Origin of the sequence: Metabacillus dongyingensis, assembly GCF_019933155.2 — a bacterium.
GTDB lineage: Bacteria > Bacillota > Bacilli > Bacillales > Bacillaceae > Bacillus_P > Bacillus_P dongyingensis.
Genome location: NZ_OK052578.1, coordinates 176,724 through 192,439, shown reverse-complemented (window position 1 = coordinate 192,439; position 15,716 = coordinate 176,724). Strand labels below are relative to the sequence as shown.

Sequence of the window (15,716 nt, the reverse complement as noted above, 5' to 3'; positions counted from 1 at the left end):
CTGGTCGGAATAGTCAAATTTAAACAGAAAGGTTGCCCCATCCTATGAGCACAGAACTTATAACTACTAAAAGGAAAATCGACTTATTAAATCCCATTCTCCTAACCTATAATAAGATTCAATTGCGTCCCACCTATCATTTTTTACTGCTTATCCTAGGATTTCCCGTTACTCTGGTAGTCTTATTATTTTATTTTTACAGAAGAAAGAAGGATTCGTTTACATTTATTGAAGAAGAAACAAAAGCAATGCTCCATGCAGCAGGATATAAGGAGCAAATGAAACAGGAGTTTAAAGATCAGCTTTTAAGAAAGCAGATTTTTTTCGGAAAATCTGTTCATATGAAGGAAATCGGACAGCAGGCAGATAAATGGGCTGAAGAAGAACTGCAGAAAGCAGTCATAACAACAACCTATGAAAAATTAGAGGCACTTGGGGAAAAACGGGTTACATTTACAGAAACCTTTCAAACACTCATTCAAAGCCCATTGTTTTTACTCTTATCATTTATTCCGGGATTACTCATGTATTTGTTCATTTTTCTGTACAGCAATTTTTATCTTAAAAACATATTTGAACGATTGTTTATGAGTATTTTTGTCATTGTAGGTGTCGTCATTCTTGTATTTTCCATTTTGTATATATCTCCTTTTGATCCGGCAGCAAATCTTCTCGGTGAATCGGCAACAGAAGAGCAAATAGCTTCTTTCAACAAACTGCACGGACTTGACCAGTCCTACCTTTCACAATTATGGAACGCTATCCTGGGAATAGCGACATTCAATCTAGGATCTTCCTTTACAGGCAATGAAGACGTTGTTGCCACTATTGCCAATAGATTTCCAGTTACATTTAATCTAACGATTTTCGCATTAATGATGGCCATAATTATCGCTATTCCGGTAGGCATCATATCTGCAACCCGGCCAAAATCATTTTTAGATTACTCGCTAATGTTTGTAGCATTAATCGGATTATCCATCCCTAATTTTTGGCAAGGACTCATCTTCATTTTAGGATTTTCTATCAATCTCAAGTGGCTGCCTTCTTCTTACGTTCCATCAAATTGGTTGTCGATGATCATGCCCGTTGTCGTACTTGGTACAGCATTAACAGCCTCGATTGCGCGCATGACTCGTTCTTCAATGCTTGAAGTTGCGAGCGAAGACTATATTATTACCGCAAAAGCAAAGGGCCTTAGTAAGCGTTATATATTATGGAAACATGTTTTTGGCAATGCAATGATTCCAATCATCACAGTCATTGGTTTGCTGTTTGGGGGAATGCTTGGAGGGGCTGCTGTGACGGAGAAAGTATTCAATATCAGCGGAATCGGTAGTTATATCGTTGACAAACAATTTGTTCCTGACATTCCAAGTATTTTAGGCGGTGTAGTTTACATAGCCGTTACGATTTCAATCGTGAATCTCATCATTGATTTGTTGTATGCGTTTATCGATCCGCGCATCCGCTCAAAGATGAAACAATATTAAAGCAGGTGCACTGATGTCCATTATTAAACTAACAGAAAATAAGAAAAGCTCATTTGTACTTAAAAGCTCTTCCGAGTACACACAGGCAAGTTTCACCTTAATTACTTCGCTTGTATTATCACTTATATTGCTTGTAAACAGTTTTGACTTTAAGGATTTCTCAATAAAACCTGCTGTGTTCATCACTTTTATGCTGTATGCCTTGTTTACAGGCATTCAATTTTTCATTTCACTTCGAATTAAACAGGATATTATGGAGCATGGCCAAATAAGGACTTCCACAAGGCGCCTTGGATATGTCCAACTAATAAGCATTTTGACAGCTAATATTTTTATTGTCAGCTTTGCATTCAACCTTATCCAGAAACGAAAAACATCTGAATATACATTTGCCGTTTACATGGTGATGGTTCAATTCTTCATTATTGCAGTATCGGCATTGAATATATTTAAGCCCTACGTTGCTGACTTATTTCCTATTGGAGTGCTCATTTTAATGATTATCGCTATTTTTTATATTGCAGCTTTAGTTATTGTTGCAAAATGTGCAGAAAGCAATACGACTCACCAAGTATTATGGTTTCTAACCATCCCTCTGATACTTACTTCGATAACAGGTAATCTGTTTGCCCTTCTATTAGGTATAAGTTTGATCATCAAACTACGGAATCAAAACCGTCTGGGCATCGGTCAATGGAGTTTAATCTGGGATAAAATCACACGAAATATAACGGCAATGCTTGGCATGTTTTTCATTATTTTTGTCTTCGCTATCTCAATATGCAGCTATTTAACCTTTGATTATGATTTGGCAATAGAAAATAACTATGAAGTTCTGCTTCAATCACCTAGTTTAGTCTATCCATTAGGAACAGATAATTTTGGCCGGGATTTGTTTTCACGCATCGTTTTCGGTGCACGTATTTCGCTTATCGTTGGAATAATATCCACTTTTATACCAGTGGTAATTGGGGGTATTTTAGGAGCTCTTGCAGGATATTACGGCCGTCAAATGGATAATGTGCTTATGCGGCTGCTTGACGTTTTATATGCAATTCCTGGTATTTTGTTAGCTATCGCAATTATTGCGGCATTCGGAGCGAATACGATGAACTTAATTATTGCACTAAGTGTCGGTTCGATACCAACTTATGCTAGGACCATGCGTGCAAATGTATTGATGGTATCCAACCTTGAATACGTAGATTCCGCCAGAGCACTTGGGTCAAGTGATCTGGCCATCATTTTCAAACATATTGTGCCAAATTCACTGGCACCGATGATTGTTAAAGCTACATTGACCATCGGCGGTGCTGTTATAGCAACAAGCAGTTTGAGTTATTTAGGACTTGGGGTAGAACCTCATATTCCTGAATGGGGAAATATCTTAAAAATCGGCAGCACATATCTTGAGTCGCATTCTTATCTGGCTATCTTTCCTGGCCTAGCAATTATTGCACTCGTCCTGTCTTTTAACTTTCTTGGAGATGGACTTCGGGATGCCCTCGATCCAAAGATGGATTGAGTTTATTCATAATAAAAAACACAAATACAGGGGGTTTTAAGATTGAAGAAGAGTTTACTGCCATTGTTACTGATCATGGTATTGGTATTAACAGGCTGCTTGAATACCAAATCTGAAGTAACTGAAAAAGCAAGCACGGCCACTGATGGTGGAAATAACACTGTAAAACCAGAAATTGAAATTTTGAGCATGAGTTCCAATGAAGCCGATGTCAACATCGTCCGTGATCAGCTTGTCAAAAATGGATTTGAGGTTAAATTGAACCTGCAGCCTGACTATGGCAGTTTCACTTCCCAAAAGGATGCAGGCAATTATGATGTTGCCGTATCAAGCTGGACAACTGTTACAGGCAATCCAGATTATGCAGTTCGTTCACTTTTTAAAACAAATGGCGATAACAGCATAATGGCCGACAAAGAAATCGATGAATTGATTGACTTAGCAAGCACTCAATCACCAGAAGATTATACAGGTACATATAAGAAATTAGAAGACCTGCTGGTATTCGAGAGAGCATACATTGCCCCTCTATACAGCTCGTACAAAACTCAGGGAATCAACAAGGATATTTTAGACGAAAAAACTGTAAGACTATCCAAATCTCGTGCTCTTGCTTGGGAAACAATCGACTTTGCAGATAAATCAAAAAGAGAAACAGATCCGCTGATTTTAACACAGGCCATTTCAGCTTTGACTTCACTTGATCCAATCAAAGGAAATGATGGCTCCATCAATCAATTAAACACGAATATGTACGTAAGACTCGTTAATTTGACAGATGATGACATTGTAACAGCCAAAGGTTCATTATCACATAATTTCGCTATTGCTGATGGCAACTCAGACTATTACTTCTTGTTAAGAGATGACATTAACTTTGCAGCAGTTACGGATAAAAAAGCTGTGGATACCGGAGAACGTGTCGGCGCTGATGACGTTATTTTTTCACTGGACCGAGCAAAAAATCCAAAATCTGTCCCTGACCATCGCACATACAGCTTGCATGAACACATTGATAAAGCAGAAGTCGTAACTGATCTTGCTGAACTTGATGTCGCTTTATCTTCTGGTGAAGGTACAGTAAGAGATGCATTAGAAGCTGAGCTGAAAACGGGAATCTCGGAGCTTGTAAAAGAAAAGGACGAAGCAAACAATGCTGAAGGAAAATATCAGGTTGTCAAAATGACAACGACGGAACCATTTCCTCAAGTATTGAACTATTTAGCTCACCAATCCGCAGGAATTGTATCAAAGAAACAAGTAGAAAGCATCAACACATATGATGTTGAAACATTTGATGTGAATAAAGATATCCCGTACGGTGATCAAAACACTGTGACAGAAGGCGACAAATACAATAATACCCTGTATGCGAGCGGACCCTATATCTTGTCACATAAAAATGATTATGAAGCCGTATTTCTAAAAAACCCTGCTTACATGAAGGAAACTGAGCATGAACCTAAAATCTCAAACGTAACAGTTCGATTTATTGCGGATCCTGAAAGCTCACTATCAGCACTTCGCAACAGCGAAATTCATTTATACTACGGTGTCCCTGAAACAAAATATGAGGTTGTGGAAAACGATCCTAAGTTAAGTCTTCAAACGCTTGAAAGCAACGGAGTCAGCTACATGCTTTTTAATACTTCAAAACGTGAAGTTGCAAAAAGCGAAGACTTGCGCAAAGCAGTCCTATATTCGATCAACCAGGATGAATTTATTAATTACTATCAAGGAAATAAAATCAAAGCCGTTTCTACAGTAAGTACACTTGTGGATACCGGGAACGAACTCGTTGCAGATCCTGGCAAAGTAAAAGAGTACTTAAATAACTATCAAAAAGGGAAAAAGTAACATTTCAAAAAACAATCCGGGAGTTTATCTCTGATTGTTTTTTAGTATGCTAAGTTTTACTTGCTAATACAGTTTTGGAGATATTCGCCAAAATCTATTGCTGCACTGCCAAGATATATCTATAAGTTTCCTCATCTCTCCTGCCGGGTCGAGGTGTAGCCGGCTTGCGCTGATTTACGAATCAGATTCAAAAGGGAAAAAACAATAAAAAGCAGCCTTGAATGGCTGCTTACTATGCAATCTATTATTTTTTAACAGTTATCCTCTGATTATTCGCTTTCGATTCGTCCGGTACGGCGGCTTTCCGAAAATAGAACAGGAACCTGCGGCATGTTGACTTATGCCATACAGATCTTAGTTATCAGCTATTTATTGCCGAAGCGACACATACAGAATGACAGAAAAATACTCCTTATTTTCTGATCAGTCTGTAGTGCAGCCGCTAAATTAATAGATAAAATAAGCTTTATTAATTCATAGGTAAACGAAAGAAATCTTCATTTTTCAACTTATATTATTAAACAAACGTTTAATTAAATAGCAGCTTCTTAAAGATAAAACTTCAATAACAGTATATTTTGCCATCCATCAATGAGGGGCATGTTACTTCTATCCTCATTTATTAATGAATTAATGAAGCTCTCAAATTATTAACTTCGTTTTCCAAATATCCCTTTAAGCAAGTTAATGTATATACCCAACCTTCTTTTTGTCCTATCATTTTTGCCACAATCTCTGGGTCTTCTTCTTTTAGTCCTGATTCATTTACTTCTATAATTGTACTTGTATCATCCTCTATTAGAATAATTGAAACCACCGTTTCTTCACCATGTTCTTCTCCCCAAGAGAACACTATTCTCTTATTGTCCTCGATTTCGAGCACATTTATAACCCCTTCTGCATTGTACTCATCATACCTTAATGTAATCCTCTTGCCTTTCTCCCATCTTTCTGAACTTGATGAGAACCAATAGTTTCCGATTTTTGAAGGGGATACGAATGCTTCAAAGACCAAATTGGCAGGTTTGTTAATTTTTATTTTAGTTGTTACTTGTGTATTCATAATTTTTATCATCCTTTTATCAATTAATGTATGTTCAATTGTGCTTTAAAATTTATCATTTTAATTCCGGATCATTGAAGATATGTTGGTTTTGATGTTTCCATAGCAAGTGATATGTGTTGTTACGTCTAATCAGAGTTATCTTTTGTTTCTGCTATGTGCTTAATCCTTTCCAATCGTCTGTCCCAATCTGCTGCTAGATTTGCCATCCACTCTGCTGTTAGGGATAGTTGATGTGGACACACTTTATATCTTACTTCCCGCCCAACACGGATGCTGGATACAAGCCTAGCATCCTTTAGGACAGTTAGGTGTTTGACAACTGCCTGACGAGATACAGATACAGTAGTTGACAAGGTTGTTGCTGTAGCTTGTCCCTTTAAAGCGATGAGGTCAAGCAACTGACGGCGAGTTGGGTCTGCTAATGCAATCAATACATTTTCGAAATTATTCCTGTCTGTGGTCACCAATTCATTGCTCAGCACGCTTCCGCAATACTTCCATTTGTATCCCCCAGCCATTAACATTCTCTTTATAGAATTTACTTCGCTCTATCCCGGATAGAACAAGGTTAGAAAAGCCGCTTTCAACTACACTTAGCAAAGTTCCCCCATCCTTTGCAGTCAATTTAAACTCAACTAGCGTAGAGTTCCCTTCTTGTGGATCCTCTCCGGGAAATGTACTTGCCCACCGGCATGCAAGGTAGTTTGGCGGTTCTGATTGTTCAATCAACACCGGGAATTTGCCGTACTTCGTATCCGCCACCACACGTGATCCATCGACCTGTACATTGTCCGGACCTGGTGCATCACCCACCCACCATGCAGGTTGACTGATTAACTCCCATACCGTTTGGAGAGATGCGTTAATAAAAATATCTCTTTCAATTCGATCATTATCCATTACTGCTCCTCCTCACTTTAATATGTGCAACCAAATGGTAGCACATATTGCTCTAAATGTGCAACCTTAAGATTGCACATTTAGGAGTAAAGTATTAACCCAAAATATTTACTTTCCTTGCTATAAGATTTTGAACACCAACAGATATACATTCTTCGTATAGCAACCATGCGTTCCTAGAGGAACCTTATGTACCGCATCGAATAATTAGTTTTAATTTATTGTGTTGTAATGACAGCTTATTGTTTAATAGGTTGAAAACTTTTTACTTTACTTAGTCTAGAACTTATCAAATATATAACAATGTAAATAGGGAAAGAATAGAAGGGACTCCATTCTAATTCGACGTAAAAGCCTAACCATTTAAAGAATGGTTCTCCAACAAATGAACTAACTCCGGCAAATAATATTCCTTTTAAAATGGGGGACCAATGAGGCTTAAATTGAATTAAAAACATGACAAACACAGGTATAAGCACAAAATCCCAAGGGATGTAAGAAGGTATAGTTGGAATAACTTTTCCGGTATAATACCATTTTCCAAATGCCACCCCTAAAAAATCAAGCATCGAAGAAAGGAAAGTACAGCGCGTCTATTATTTGCTGGGTATGATTGTAAAAAATAGTGATAAAAAAAGTCCCAATGAAAAAGGGTATTTTTTTTTGTTGTAAAATATCCCAATACCCTTCCTCAATTAAGCCATTTACAAGACAAAGCAGTCTGCTTTCGATGCCATTTTCCGCATACAAACCTGTCCTAGTGGCAGCAATCCACCAAAGTTATTGAATGGAATAAGCTCGTTAATATTGTGCAAAATAAAGGAAAATATTAATTAGGGTGAAAAGAATTGAATAACCTGGGTATGCAAAATTCATTTACCATGGAAAACATAACAAACGACTTAAATAAAAATATTTCTCTTATAAAGGAAACAATGAGCAAAACTGATGACTTAATGGTAAAAGACTTGATTTTCAAGGCTCAAAAATGCATTTTAATTTATTTAGATTCAATGATAGAGGAACAAATAATAAACGATATAATCATTGAACCCCTGTTACAACAAAAAATAGAAACATTTGAACAGTTAGCAAAAGGTTCAAAATTTCAATTGTCTACTGATTTAACTGAAATCACCAGCAGTCTAATGCTGGGTTATTGTATTATTTTGGAGGAAAACCAATCATTCGTTTATATGGCTTCTGTTCCAAAATCGCAAGGACGTTCCATAGAGGAACCTATGAATGAAAAAACGACTAAAGGTTCTCATGAGGGATTTGTTGAAAGTTTACATACAAATATTCATCTTATCCGTAAAAGGATTATAAGCCCGCTTTTAAAGGTAAAATATTTCAAGGTCGGGAATATATCAAATACCAAAATTGCAATTATTTACATAGATCAACTTGTGAATCGAACAATCGCTGAGGAGATAGAAAAAAGGATATCAACTATAAAAATAGACCTCCTGGTATCTTCAGGCAGTCTCGAAGAACTTATCGAGGATACATCTTTTTCTCCATTTCCACAAATACTGAATACTGAAAGACCAGATAGGGTTGTTTCTTACTTAAATGAAGGGAAAATAACTGTACTAGTGGATGGTGATCCAAGAGTATTAATCCTTCCTATTACTTTTTTTGCATTTTACCAGTCTTCAGATGACTATACTACCCGTTGGTGGATAGGTTCCACTCTTCGTTTTATAAGATTTTTTAGTTTTATTATCGCAATTAGTTTTCCAGCTATTTATATCGCTATTGTTTCGTTTCATTCTGAAGTACTTCCGATCGGTATTCTGTATACAGTAAGAGTTGGCCTAGAATACGTCCCTTTTCCTCCTTTTCTAGAGGCATTGGTTATGCAAATTATCCTTGAATTACTGAAAGAAGCTTCTATTCGCCTACCCTCTCCAGTTGCTCAAACGATCGGTATAGTTGGCGGATTGGTCATTGGAACAGCAGTAGTAGAATCTAATTTAATTTCTAATACAATGATTGTTGTCATAGGATTTACAGCTATTGCATCGTTTGTTATACCTGTAGAAGAAATGGGTACGAGTGTTAGGTTATTAGGCTTTCCGATGATGGTTGCTGCAGCGTTATTTGGGTTCTTTGGGATTGTAATGATGTTTATGCTATTGTTTATCCATTTAAGCAAGCTAGAATCTTTTGGTTCACCCTATTTTTCTCCATTATCTCCATTAAAGATAAAAGAATTAAAAGATTCATTCATAAGATTTCCGATTTGGATGCTAAACAACCGGCCGACCGATTCAAAGCCAAAGTTTATCCAACAACAATGGTACTCTAGGGTGTGGAAGAAAAAATGAATATGAAGAGCAAAATTACCAAATCCCAGCTTTATTTTGTTATGATCCAAAGTCAAATGGGAATCGGTGTATTATCTTTACCATCCGTTACGCAAAAAACCGCAAAAGGAGATGCTTGGATAACAACCATTATTGCAGGTATATTTATTGAAATTATACTTGTTATTTATTGGTTATTGCTTAAAAGGTTTCCAACTCTTATACTCACTGAATTTACAAAAAAGATCGTAGGTAAAGGTTTAGGCAAAATCCTGAACATATCCATTTATATGTATTTTGTCTTAACTGCATGCTTTGCTGTCATTTTCATTGTAAATTTGATAAATACATGGCTGCTGCCTTTAACCCCGTCATGGACCATCTCCTTGTTAATTATGATTGCAAGTGTTTACTTAGCCATTGATGATATAAAAATAATAGCTAGATTTTTTACCCTTGCTTCTTTTCTCATACTAATAATTATTATTCTTTCCGTTTTAAATTTCACTCATGAACTGGATTTTCAATATGTACGTCCAATCGGTCACTCTGGTATTAAAAACATTGTGCTAGGATCAAGCGATTCTTTAATCTCTATGTTAGGATTTGAAATTTTATTGCTGACCTATCCTTATGTGCAAGATAAGGAAAAAGGATACTTAAAAACGATATCCCTTGGCAATCTTTCCATCACTTTTCTTTATACCTTTTTTGTCTTTACCACTTTAATAAGTTTTAGTCCGGTTATAATTAAACAAATAAAAGAACCTCTCCTCTATATATTCAGAGGATTATCTTATCAGTTAATTGATAGGCTGGATTTAATTTTTATATCCATTTGGATTGTTCCTATGACGACATCAGTCGTTGCTTATCTTTTTATGGCGAGTAAAAGCATCAGTAAACAAAAAAAATCTTACTCTAAATTAGTAGTCGCAAATGGTATATTGATTTTTTGCATTACCCTGATTCCAGTAGACGATTTGCTTCTAAATAAGTTAAGCGAACTGATTAAGTATTTAAGTTACATTTTTGCTTTTGGACTTCCGTTATTTCTTTTATTAGTGTCATATATCTTTAATAAACAAGAAGTGGATGATGTGTAATGCGAAAAGGTGTTTTTTTACTAAAATGTCTTGTTATATGTTTAGTATTAACCGGTTGTTGGGATCAAGAGAGACTAGCAAAAAAAGCACTAGTAAATGGAATAAGTTTTGATAAAGGCGAAAATGGAAAAATATTAGGTACAGTACGTGTATTAAGACTTGTCAATAAAGGTGGAGGGCAGTTTGAAGCAATTGACGAACTTATTCGTTCGGAGGGTTTGTCAGCAAATGAAATTGGTCAAAGCATCAATATGATGACTTCGGGACAATTAGATACCAGCAAAGCAAATATTGTCATAATAGGAGAAGAAATCGCAAAAGAAGGTATTATCCCGCTGCTCGAACCTTTTTATCGGTCAAAAAGGGCCTACTTAAGTTCTAAAGTGATTATAGGGAAAGGGAGTGGAGTCGATATTCTTTCCACTGAAAAAGAAATGAGTCCGATTGCATTTGAAATTCTGCAAATGATTGAAAGTGCTGAATCTTCTAGCGTCATACCGGAGGTTTCTATATTTTCCCTATGGTCAGATATGAATGATCCGGGTAAAGATACAATGGTTCCATTTGTAGAGAAAACTCAAGGAAAAATAAAAATGGCTGGCTTAGCATTTTTCAATGGCGGGAAATACTCTGGGTTATCTATATCTAATAAAGAAGCACCAATATTGATGCTCTTATTAGATAAACTTCATAAAAGGAATAATATAGAATTGCAAATAAAAGATAAAGATGCAAGAATCAATCCATTAACCCTTCGTGTGTCAAAAGTAAAGAGACGAGTTAAGGCGGAAGTTAATGAAATCAGTAAGGAAATTACATATTCAATGAAACTTTCGATTTCAGCAAATATATCAAGTAATCCACATCATTCAAATAAAGCCGTTGACATAAAAAAATTGGATAAACAATTATCATCCCAGTTAACACAACAAGCAGAACTTATTACGAAAACACTCCAAGAATCTAACTCAGATGTATTGAGCATTGGAAGAAATATTGAAAGTAATTATCCGGAACTTTGGAAAAAAGTCGATTGGAAAAAGGAATATAAAAACGTTAAAATCAAGCCTGAAATCAAAGTGAAAATTATTGATACCGGAACTCTTTATTAAAATTAAACTGCCTCTATAAAGAAAGGAATAACTCTGGGCTTCTAGCTTTTTCTTAAGATTTCATCATGTTTTATTTTAATTAGACATCAAAATTATGGCTGCACAGTTGGATGTCCACATGTTTCATGGAGAATCAACCCTCCCATGTCTCACAGAGTCTATGCTCCATAATTCCTTCGTCCAACCTTTCCATGAGGTGGATGTCAGTGATGCTGCCCGATCTCATAGGAACATTAACATTTAGGGAAGCTGAAAATGCCTCCAGGTATTGCTCTCTATTCCAAAGTATGTATAAGTTTGTGTGTATTCTTTCTGCATAAAACCTTCCTATCTAAATTTTTCTTTTAACGGTTAAACCACTACAAAGGGAGCTATCGCATTGGGCTGCAATCGCCCCCGATTGCTTAATAAGCAATGCTTAATCAAATTTTGCAAATGAGACTAGATCACCCTTATCACACGAGGAAAATCCGTGTTTTTCATAAAATGCTCTTACATCTGCTGCATCATTGGTTAATAATACTTTTTGTCTCACGTCATTATAATTTGATAACACTAACTTGAGAAGCTGAGAGCCAATACCTTTTTTATGATATGTCCTTAACACCAATATATCCTGTATATATATAATTGTCCTTCCATCTCCGACCACTCTTACTAATCCTACTAATTTTTCATTATCCCAAGCAGCGATAACCTTCAAAGAGGATTTCATTGCTTCCATCAACCTGGGCATATCACTAGTGTAGGATGTCCATTTTACATCATCATATAATGCTTTGACCTCTTGAACTTCTAGTTGGGTAGTTTCTTCAAATGTGATTGTCATACTAACGCCTCCTTCAATTTCACTACTAGCACAAGCCCCTCCTTATTCCTCCATCTTTGATATTTCCATTATAAGGCATATTCATCTGTTCGTTAGTGCTTGTGAGAAAATTAGGCAATCATTTGATACGAATGAGATAACAGTCTATTTTCCTTTTATTGCATAATAGAAGTACATAAAGATGAAACAACAATTTAATTAAAGTCATCAATACTTAGGAAAGAAAGATTTGCTATAGAACATCTGTAGAAAGTGAGGAATATCAAATGGAATATGTGAAACTTGGAAATACCGGCTTGGATGTTTCCCGGCTTTGCCTTGGCTGTATGGGCTTCGGTGTAGCGGAACGTTGGATTCATCAATGGGTACTTGATGATGAGAAAAGTCGTCCGATTATCAAAAAAGCGCTTGAGCTTGGAATTAATTTTTTTGATACCGCGAATGTGTATTCAATAGGAACAAGCGAGGAAATCCTAGGACGGGCTCTAAAGGATTTTGCCAACCGTGATGAAATTGTACTTGCCACGAAGGTACATGGACAGATGCATGAAGGTCCAAATGGTGCAGGTCTTTCCCGAAAGGCAATTATGAGCGAAATTGATAAGAGCCTGAAGAGGCTGGGAACCGATTATGTAGACCTATACATTATCCACCGCTGGGATTACACTACCCCTATTGAAGAAACGATGGAAGCATTGCATGATGTGGTGAAGGCAGGCAAGGCAAGGTATATTGGTGCTTCTGCTATGTATGCTTGGCAGTTCCAAAAGGCATTGCATGTAGCAGATAAAAACGGTTGGACTAGGTTTGTGTCGATGCAAAATCATTTAAACCTTATATACCGTGAAGAGGAAAGAGAGATGCTGCCACTTTGTAAGGAAGAAAAAATTGCGGTGACTCCCTACAGTCCGCTTGCATCAGGGAGATTGACTCGTGATTGGTCGGAGACAACGCATCGTTCCGAAACCGATCAAGTTCAAAAATCTAAATATGATGCAACTGCGGATGCCGATCGATTGATCGTGGAGAGGGTTGCAGAAATCTCATATAAACGCGGCGTTCCCCGTGTTCATGTTGCACTTGCCTGGCTGCTGCAGAAAGAACCGGTCACAGCACCTATTATCGGTTCTACAAAAATGTCTCATCTAGAGGATGCGGTAGGCGCTCTATCGGTAAAGCTGACACCTGAAGAAATCGCGTTCCTAGAAGAACCATATGTACCCCACCCTATAATTGGTTTTAGTTAAGAATGGTGTGACAACAGCTCATTGTTTAATAACCGAAGAAAAACCGGATTTATCACCTGCAACTAAAAAATTCAAACAATTTGTTTTGGACCATTCCTATGAAGAATAGGAATGGTCGTTCTTTTGCCTAATTTTGAATTTACAATATATAAATCTTGTTTTATGATGACTATCCTCTTATTGAACTAAACTGCCTTGCATTAGCATAAAGAATGCCTTGCCCTTATTAAAGCAAAGCACCCTATAGTTTAAGTACATTTCTTCACAAACTTGCCTTTTTTCAACTTTATTTATTACAGGAATGTTGCCCCTTTAGAACATTAACATAAATAGCGTCAAACCTGCTAGGCTTAACGCTATTACTATTCATTTAGTTCAAATTTTTTAGTAAACCCACTCTTTTCCATGTTTACGAATGAATTTAATTTCTTTTTGATAATGTTCAAGATGTCCTTGGTCCATCATCTTTTGAAAAGCAATGTCACCTTCACTCGCTCTTTTTATCATGTATTTACATAATCCATCTAATCGTAGCAATACCATCTCTAAATAGTCTTCTTCCATTCCCTCGATGCCGTAAGATTCAAAAAACAATTTAACTCTTTGTTTGATACGGTCGGCATCAGTCGATGCATCATAATAAACCGCCTCACCTGTTTCAGAGTGATAAAGCCTACTTAAAGGAACGCAAGTGTAAAGAGTATAGGCTATATCCCAAAGTCTTGGACCAGGAGCAGCAACATCAAAATCAATAATACCTACTGGTTTTTCGTGATTAAAAATGATATTGTATATGGCAAAATCATTGTGACATATAACCTCCATTTTTTCTGGAGTATTATCCATCGGTTTCCATTCATCAGATAACGGAAAATCACTCACAGCATCATGATAGAGACGAAGCATTTTCGCTATTTCTTTTAAAACATCATTAGACCACATATATTTTTTTAAAGGATAATTACCAGCTTCTCCTTCAATAAATGATAATATCTCTCTATTTTTTTCATCAATACCTAAAAACTTCGGTGCATAATCAAAGCCTTTACTTTCCAAATGCTGCAATAATTTATGAATTTTAACACTATCAGGCTTTAATTCTCGTCGAACAGTATCTTCCGAACGATATACGTTTGAGACATTTCCTCCTGTTAGTATTTCTTCGTTTTCGTACTGACTTGTCATTTAAATTCCCCCAAAAATAGGGACGCTATGATTGTGCCAATAGAGATGTATTTTTACCCATAATTAAAAGCAGATATACAAAGGTATCTGCTTGGTAATGGGAATTTAATTGTCCACACCATGAATCCCTTGAATGATTTAAGATAGACAAATAAACGTATCCTTAACAATAGGAATCGCCATCGTCTCTCTATCCAATTAACTAATCATTTCAAAGTAATCCACATGTGTAATATAGATTCCCCTTTCTTTACATCTCTATTTTAGATATTACCAAAGATTGCTAAATAAATAAAGATGATTTTAGCTATTTATTAAAGTATTCTGTCTATTTTCAATACCCCAAAAGAATACATCATTCCGTTCTTGAACAATTAAAAGTATCATGTTCAACTAACCTGACCCGTTAGTCGAATAAATTCGGGAAAGTAACGATCAAGCCAGTTATGAATTTGTCCCTGAACGATCTGTAAGTCAACATTGAGAAGATCGCGTAATTTTTTCGCCACCCTGAGTTCTGCATAAACACCTTGTGGAATTGTTGGTTCGGCGTATCTTCCGTCTTTGACTAACTGTGCGATGACTTTTGCATCTTTCACGTCATTCTTTGTAGGTGAATTATCATCTAATTCTTTACTTCGTTTAACATGTAGTGGATTTACAGATACGAACTTAATATCATTCTCTTTCAGAAGATGAGCTAGATTTAACCAGTAGTGACCGGTTGGCTCCATGCCAACAATCACTTGGTTTAGCTTACACCCTTTTACTAGTTGGTCAATCCAATCTAGAAACGATTGAAATCCTTCTTTCGTATTTTCAAAGAAACACGTTTTACCTAGTTCCAACCCTCTAAAATCTTGTGCTCTCGCGACATGATTATGCTTGGCGATATCTACCCCGACAATTAAGGTTTCAGAAGTGATTTGAGAGATCTTATGATTTTGGTTATAATTCATTGTGAGGCCTCCAAATAGATGTTTTTGTCCTTTTTAGCTGGCCAGCTCAGGACACATTCATCTTATCAAGAGGTCTTTTTTCGTTCAAATCTCATTTTCAGTTATTACAGGAATGCTGCTTCGTT

Annotated in this window: 12 protein-coding genes and 2 pseudogenes; 7 read left to right on the top strand and 7 right to left on the bottom strand. The window is 36.4% G+C overall.

Translation table 11 applies throughout. The features are described 5' to 3' along the window. The first annotated feature begins 44 nt into the window (after positions 1 to 44). The 3 genes from K8L98_RS25680 (at position 45) to K8L98_RS25670 (ending at position 4,875) form a co-directional block, all read left to right on the top strand. Positions 45 to 1,493 (top strand): ABC transporter permease, encoded by a 1,449-nt coding sequence (locus tag K8L98_RS25680; protein WP_243551087.1) that lies wholly within the window; start codon positions 45 to 47, stop codon positions 1,491 to 1,493. 13 nt (positions 1,494 to 1,506) lie between these two features. Continuing rightward, on the top strand, positions 1,507 to 3,018 hold the full coding sequence (locus tag K8L98_RS25675) for an ABC transporter permease (protein WP_243551085.1): 1,512 nt from the start codon (positions 1,507 to 1,509) through the stop codon (positions 3,016 to 3,018). Between the two features lie 75 nt (positions 3,019 to 3,093). Further along, positions 3,094 to 4,875 (top strand): ABC transporter substrate-binding protein, encoded by a 1,782-nt coding sequence (locus tag K8L98_RS25670; RefSeq protein ID WP_243551643.1) that lies wholly within the window; start codon positions 3,094 to 3,096, stop codon positions 4,873 to 4,875. A 622-nt stretch (positions 4,876 to 5,497) separates the two neighbouring features. On the opposite strand, the gene K8L98_RS25665 is transcribed toward K8L98_RS25670, so the two are convergent. From K8L98_RS25665 to K8L98_RS26960, 4 genes and pseudogenes are all read right to left on the bottom strand, one after another. Then, a complete protein-coding gene (locus tag K8L98_RS25665) occupies positions 5,498 to 5,938 on the bottom strand; it encodes an SRPBCC family protein (RefSeq protein WP_243551083.1) in 441 nt (146 codons plus the stop codon). 128 nt (positions 5,939 to 6,066) lie between these two features. Next, entirely contained in the window at positions 6,067 to 6,459 is a 393-nt protein-coding gene (locus tag K8L98_RS25660; RefSeq protein ID WP_243551081.1) for an ArsR/SmtB family transcription factor, read from the bottom strand. Continuing rightward, a complete protein-coding gene (locus tag K8L98_RS25655; protein WP_243551079.1) occupies positions 6,410 to 6,841 on the bottom strand; it encodes an SRPBCC domain-containing protein in 432 nt (143 codons plus the stop codon). The genes K8L98_RS25660 and K8L98_RS25655 overlap by 50 nt, the downstream gene beginning before the upstream one ends. A gap of 239 nt (positions 6,842 to 7,080) precedes the next feature. Continuing rightward, positions 7,081 to 7,413 (bottom strand): annotated as a pseudogene (locus tag K8L98_RS26960) (CBO0543 family protein); the annotation flags it as partial. 276 nt (positions 7,414 to 7,689) lie between these two features. On the opposite strand from K8L98_RS26960, the gene K8L98_RS25650 reads away from it, so the two are divergent. Genes K8L98_RS25650 through K8L98_RS25640 form a run of 3 tightly spaced genes read left to right on the top strand, consistent with a single transcriptional unit; the run spans position 7,690 to position 11,371 of the window. After that, entirely contained in the window at positions 7,690 to 9,174 is a 1,485-nt protein-coding gene (locus K8L98_RS25650; RefSeq protein WP_243551077.1) for a spore germination protein, read from the top strand. Beyond that, a complete protein-coding gene (locus K8L98_RS25645) occupies positions 9,171 to 10,259 on the top strand; it encodes a GerAB/ArcD/ProY family transporter (RefSeq protein ID WP_243551075.1) in 1,089 nt (362 codons plus the stop codon). The genes K8L98_RS25650 and K8L98_RS25645 overlap by 4 nt, the downstream gene beginning before the upstream one ends. Further along, positions 10,259 to 11,371: a Ger(x)C family spore germination protein gene (locus K8L98_RS25640; protein ID WP_243551634.1), complete on the top strand. Its 1,113-nt coding sequence runs from the start codon at positions 10,259 to 10,261 to the stop codon at positions 11,369 to 11,371. Before K8L98_RS25645 ends, K8L98_RS25640 begins: the two co-directional genes overlap by 1 nt. Positions 11,372 to 11,789: 418 nt before the next feature. Here K8L98_RS25640 and K8L98_RS25635 read toward each other — a convergent pair whose 3' ends face one another. Continuing rightward, the gene (locus K8L98_RS25635) at positions 11,790 to 12,200 is read right to left on the bottom strand and encodes a GNAT family N-acetyltransferase (protein ID WP_243551632.1); all 411 of its coding nucleotides are present in this window, start codon (positions 12,198 to 12,200) and stop codon (positions 11,790 to 11,792) included. Between the two features lie 266 nt (positions 12,201 to 12,466). On the opposite strand from K8L98_RS25635, the gene K8L98_RS25630 reads away from it, so the two are divergent. Next, on the top strand, positions 12,467 to 13,447 hold the full coding sequence (locus K8L98_RS25630; protein ID WP_243551630.1) for an aldo/keto reductase: 981 nt from the start codon (positions 12,467 to 12,469) through the stop codon (positions 13,445 to 13,447). Between the two features lie 384 nt (positions 13,448 to 13,831). On the opposite strand, the gene K8L98_RS25625 is transcribed toward K8L98_RS25630, so the two are convergent. Both K8L98_RS25625 and K8L98_RS25620 read right to left on the bottom strand, forming a co-directional pair. After that, on the bottom strand, positions 13,832 to 14,632 hold the full coding sequence (locus K8L98_RS25625; protein WP_243551627.1) for a phosphotransferase: 801 nt from the start codon (positions 14,630 to 14,632) through the stop codon (positions 13,832 to 13,834). 407 nt (positions 14,633 to 15,039) lie between these two features. Next, a pseudogene (locus tag K8L98_RS25620) lies at positions 15,040 to 15,591 on the bottom strand (IS110 family transposase); the annotation flags it as partial. Positions 15,592 to 15,716: the final 125 nt, after the last annotated feature.

Coding starts and splice junctions, on each gene's coding strand:
- K8L98_RS25645 (WP_243551075.1), top strand. CDS start 9,171: ATGAATATGAAGAGCAAAATTACCAAATCCCAGCTTTATTTTGTTATG.
- K8L98_RS25630 (WP_243551630.1), top strand. CDS start 12,467: ATGGAATATGTGAAACTTGGAAATACCGGCTTGGATGTTTCCCGGCTT.
- K8L98_RS25660 (WP_243551081.1), bottom strand. CDS start 6,459: ATGGCTGGGGGATACAAATGGAAGTATTGCGGAAGCGTGCTGAGCAAT.
- K8L98_RS25675 (WP_243551085.1), top strand. CDS start 1,507: ATGTCCATTATTAAACTAACAGAAAATAAGAAAAGCTCATTTGTACTT.
- K8L98_RS25635 (WP_243551632.1), bottom strand. CDS start 12,200: ATGACAATCACATTTGAAGAAACTACCCAACTAGAAGTTCAAGAGGTC.
- K8L98_RS25640 (WP_243551634.1), top strand. CDS start 10,259: ATGCGAAAAGGTGTTTTTTTACTAAAATGTCTTGTTATATGTTTAGTA.
- K8L98_RS25665 (WP_243551083.1), bottom strand. CDS start 5,938: ATGAATACACAAGTAACAACTAAAATAAAAATTAACAAACCTGCCAAT.
- K8L98_RS25670 (WP_243551643.1), top strand. CDS start 3,094: ATGGTATTGGTATTAACAGGCTGCTTGAATACCAAATCTGAAGTAACT.
- K8L98_RS25625 (WP_243551627.1), bottom strand. CDS start 14,632: ATGACAAGTCAGTACGAAAACGAAGAAATACTAACAGGAGGAAATGTC.
- K8L98_RS25680 (WP_243551087.1), top strand. CDS start 45: ATGAGCACAGAACTTATAACTACTAAAAGGAAAATCGACTTATTAAAT.
- K8L98_RS25655 (WP_243551079.1), bottom strand. CDS start 6,841: ATGGATAATGATCGAATTGAAAGAGATATTTTTATTAACGCATCTCTC.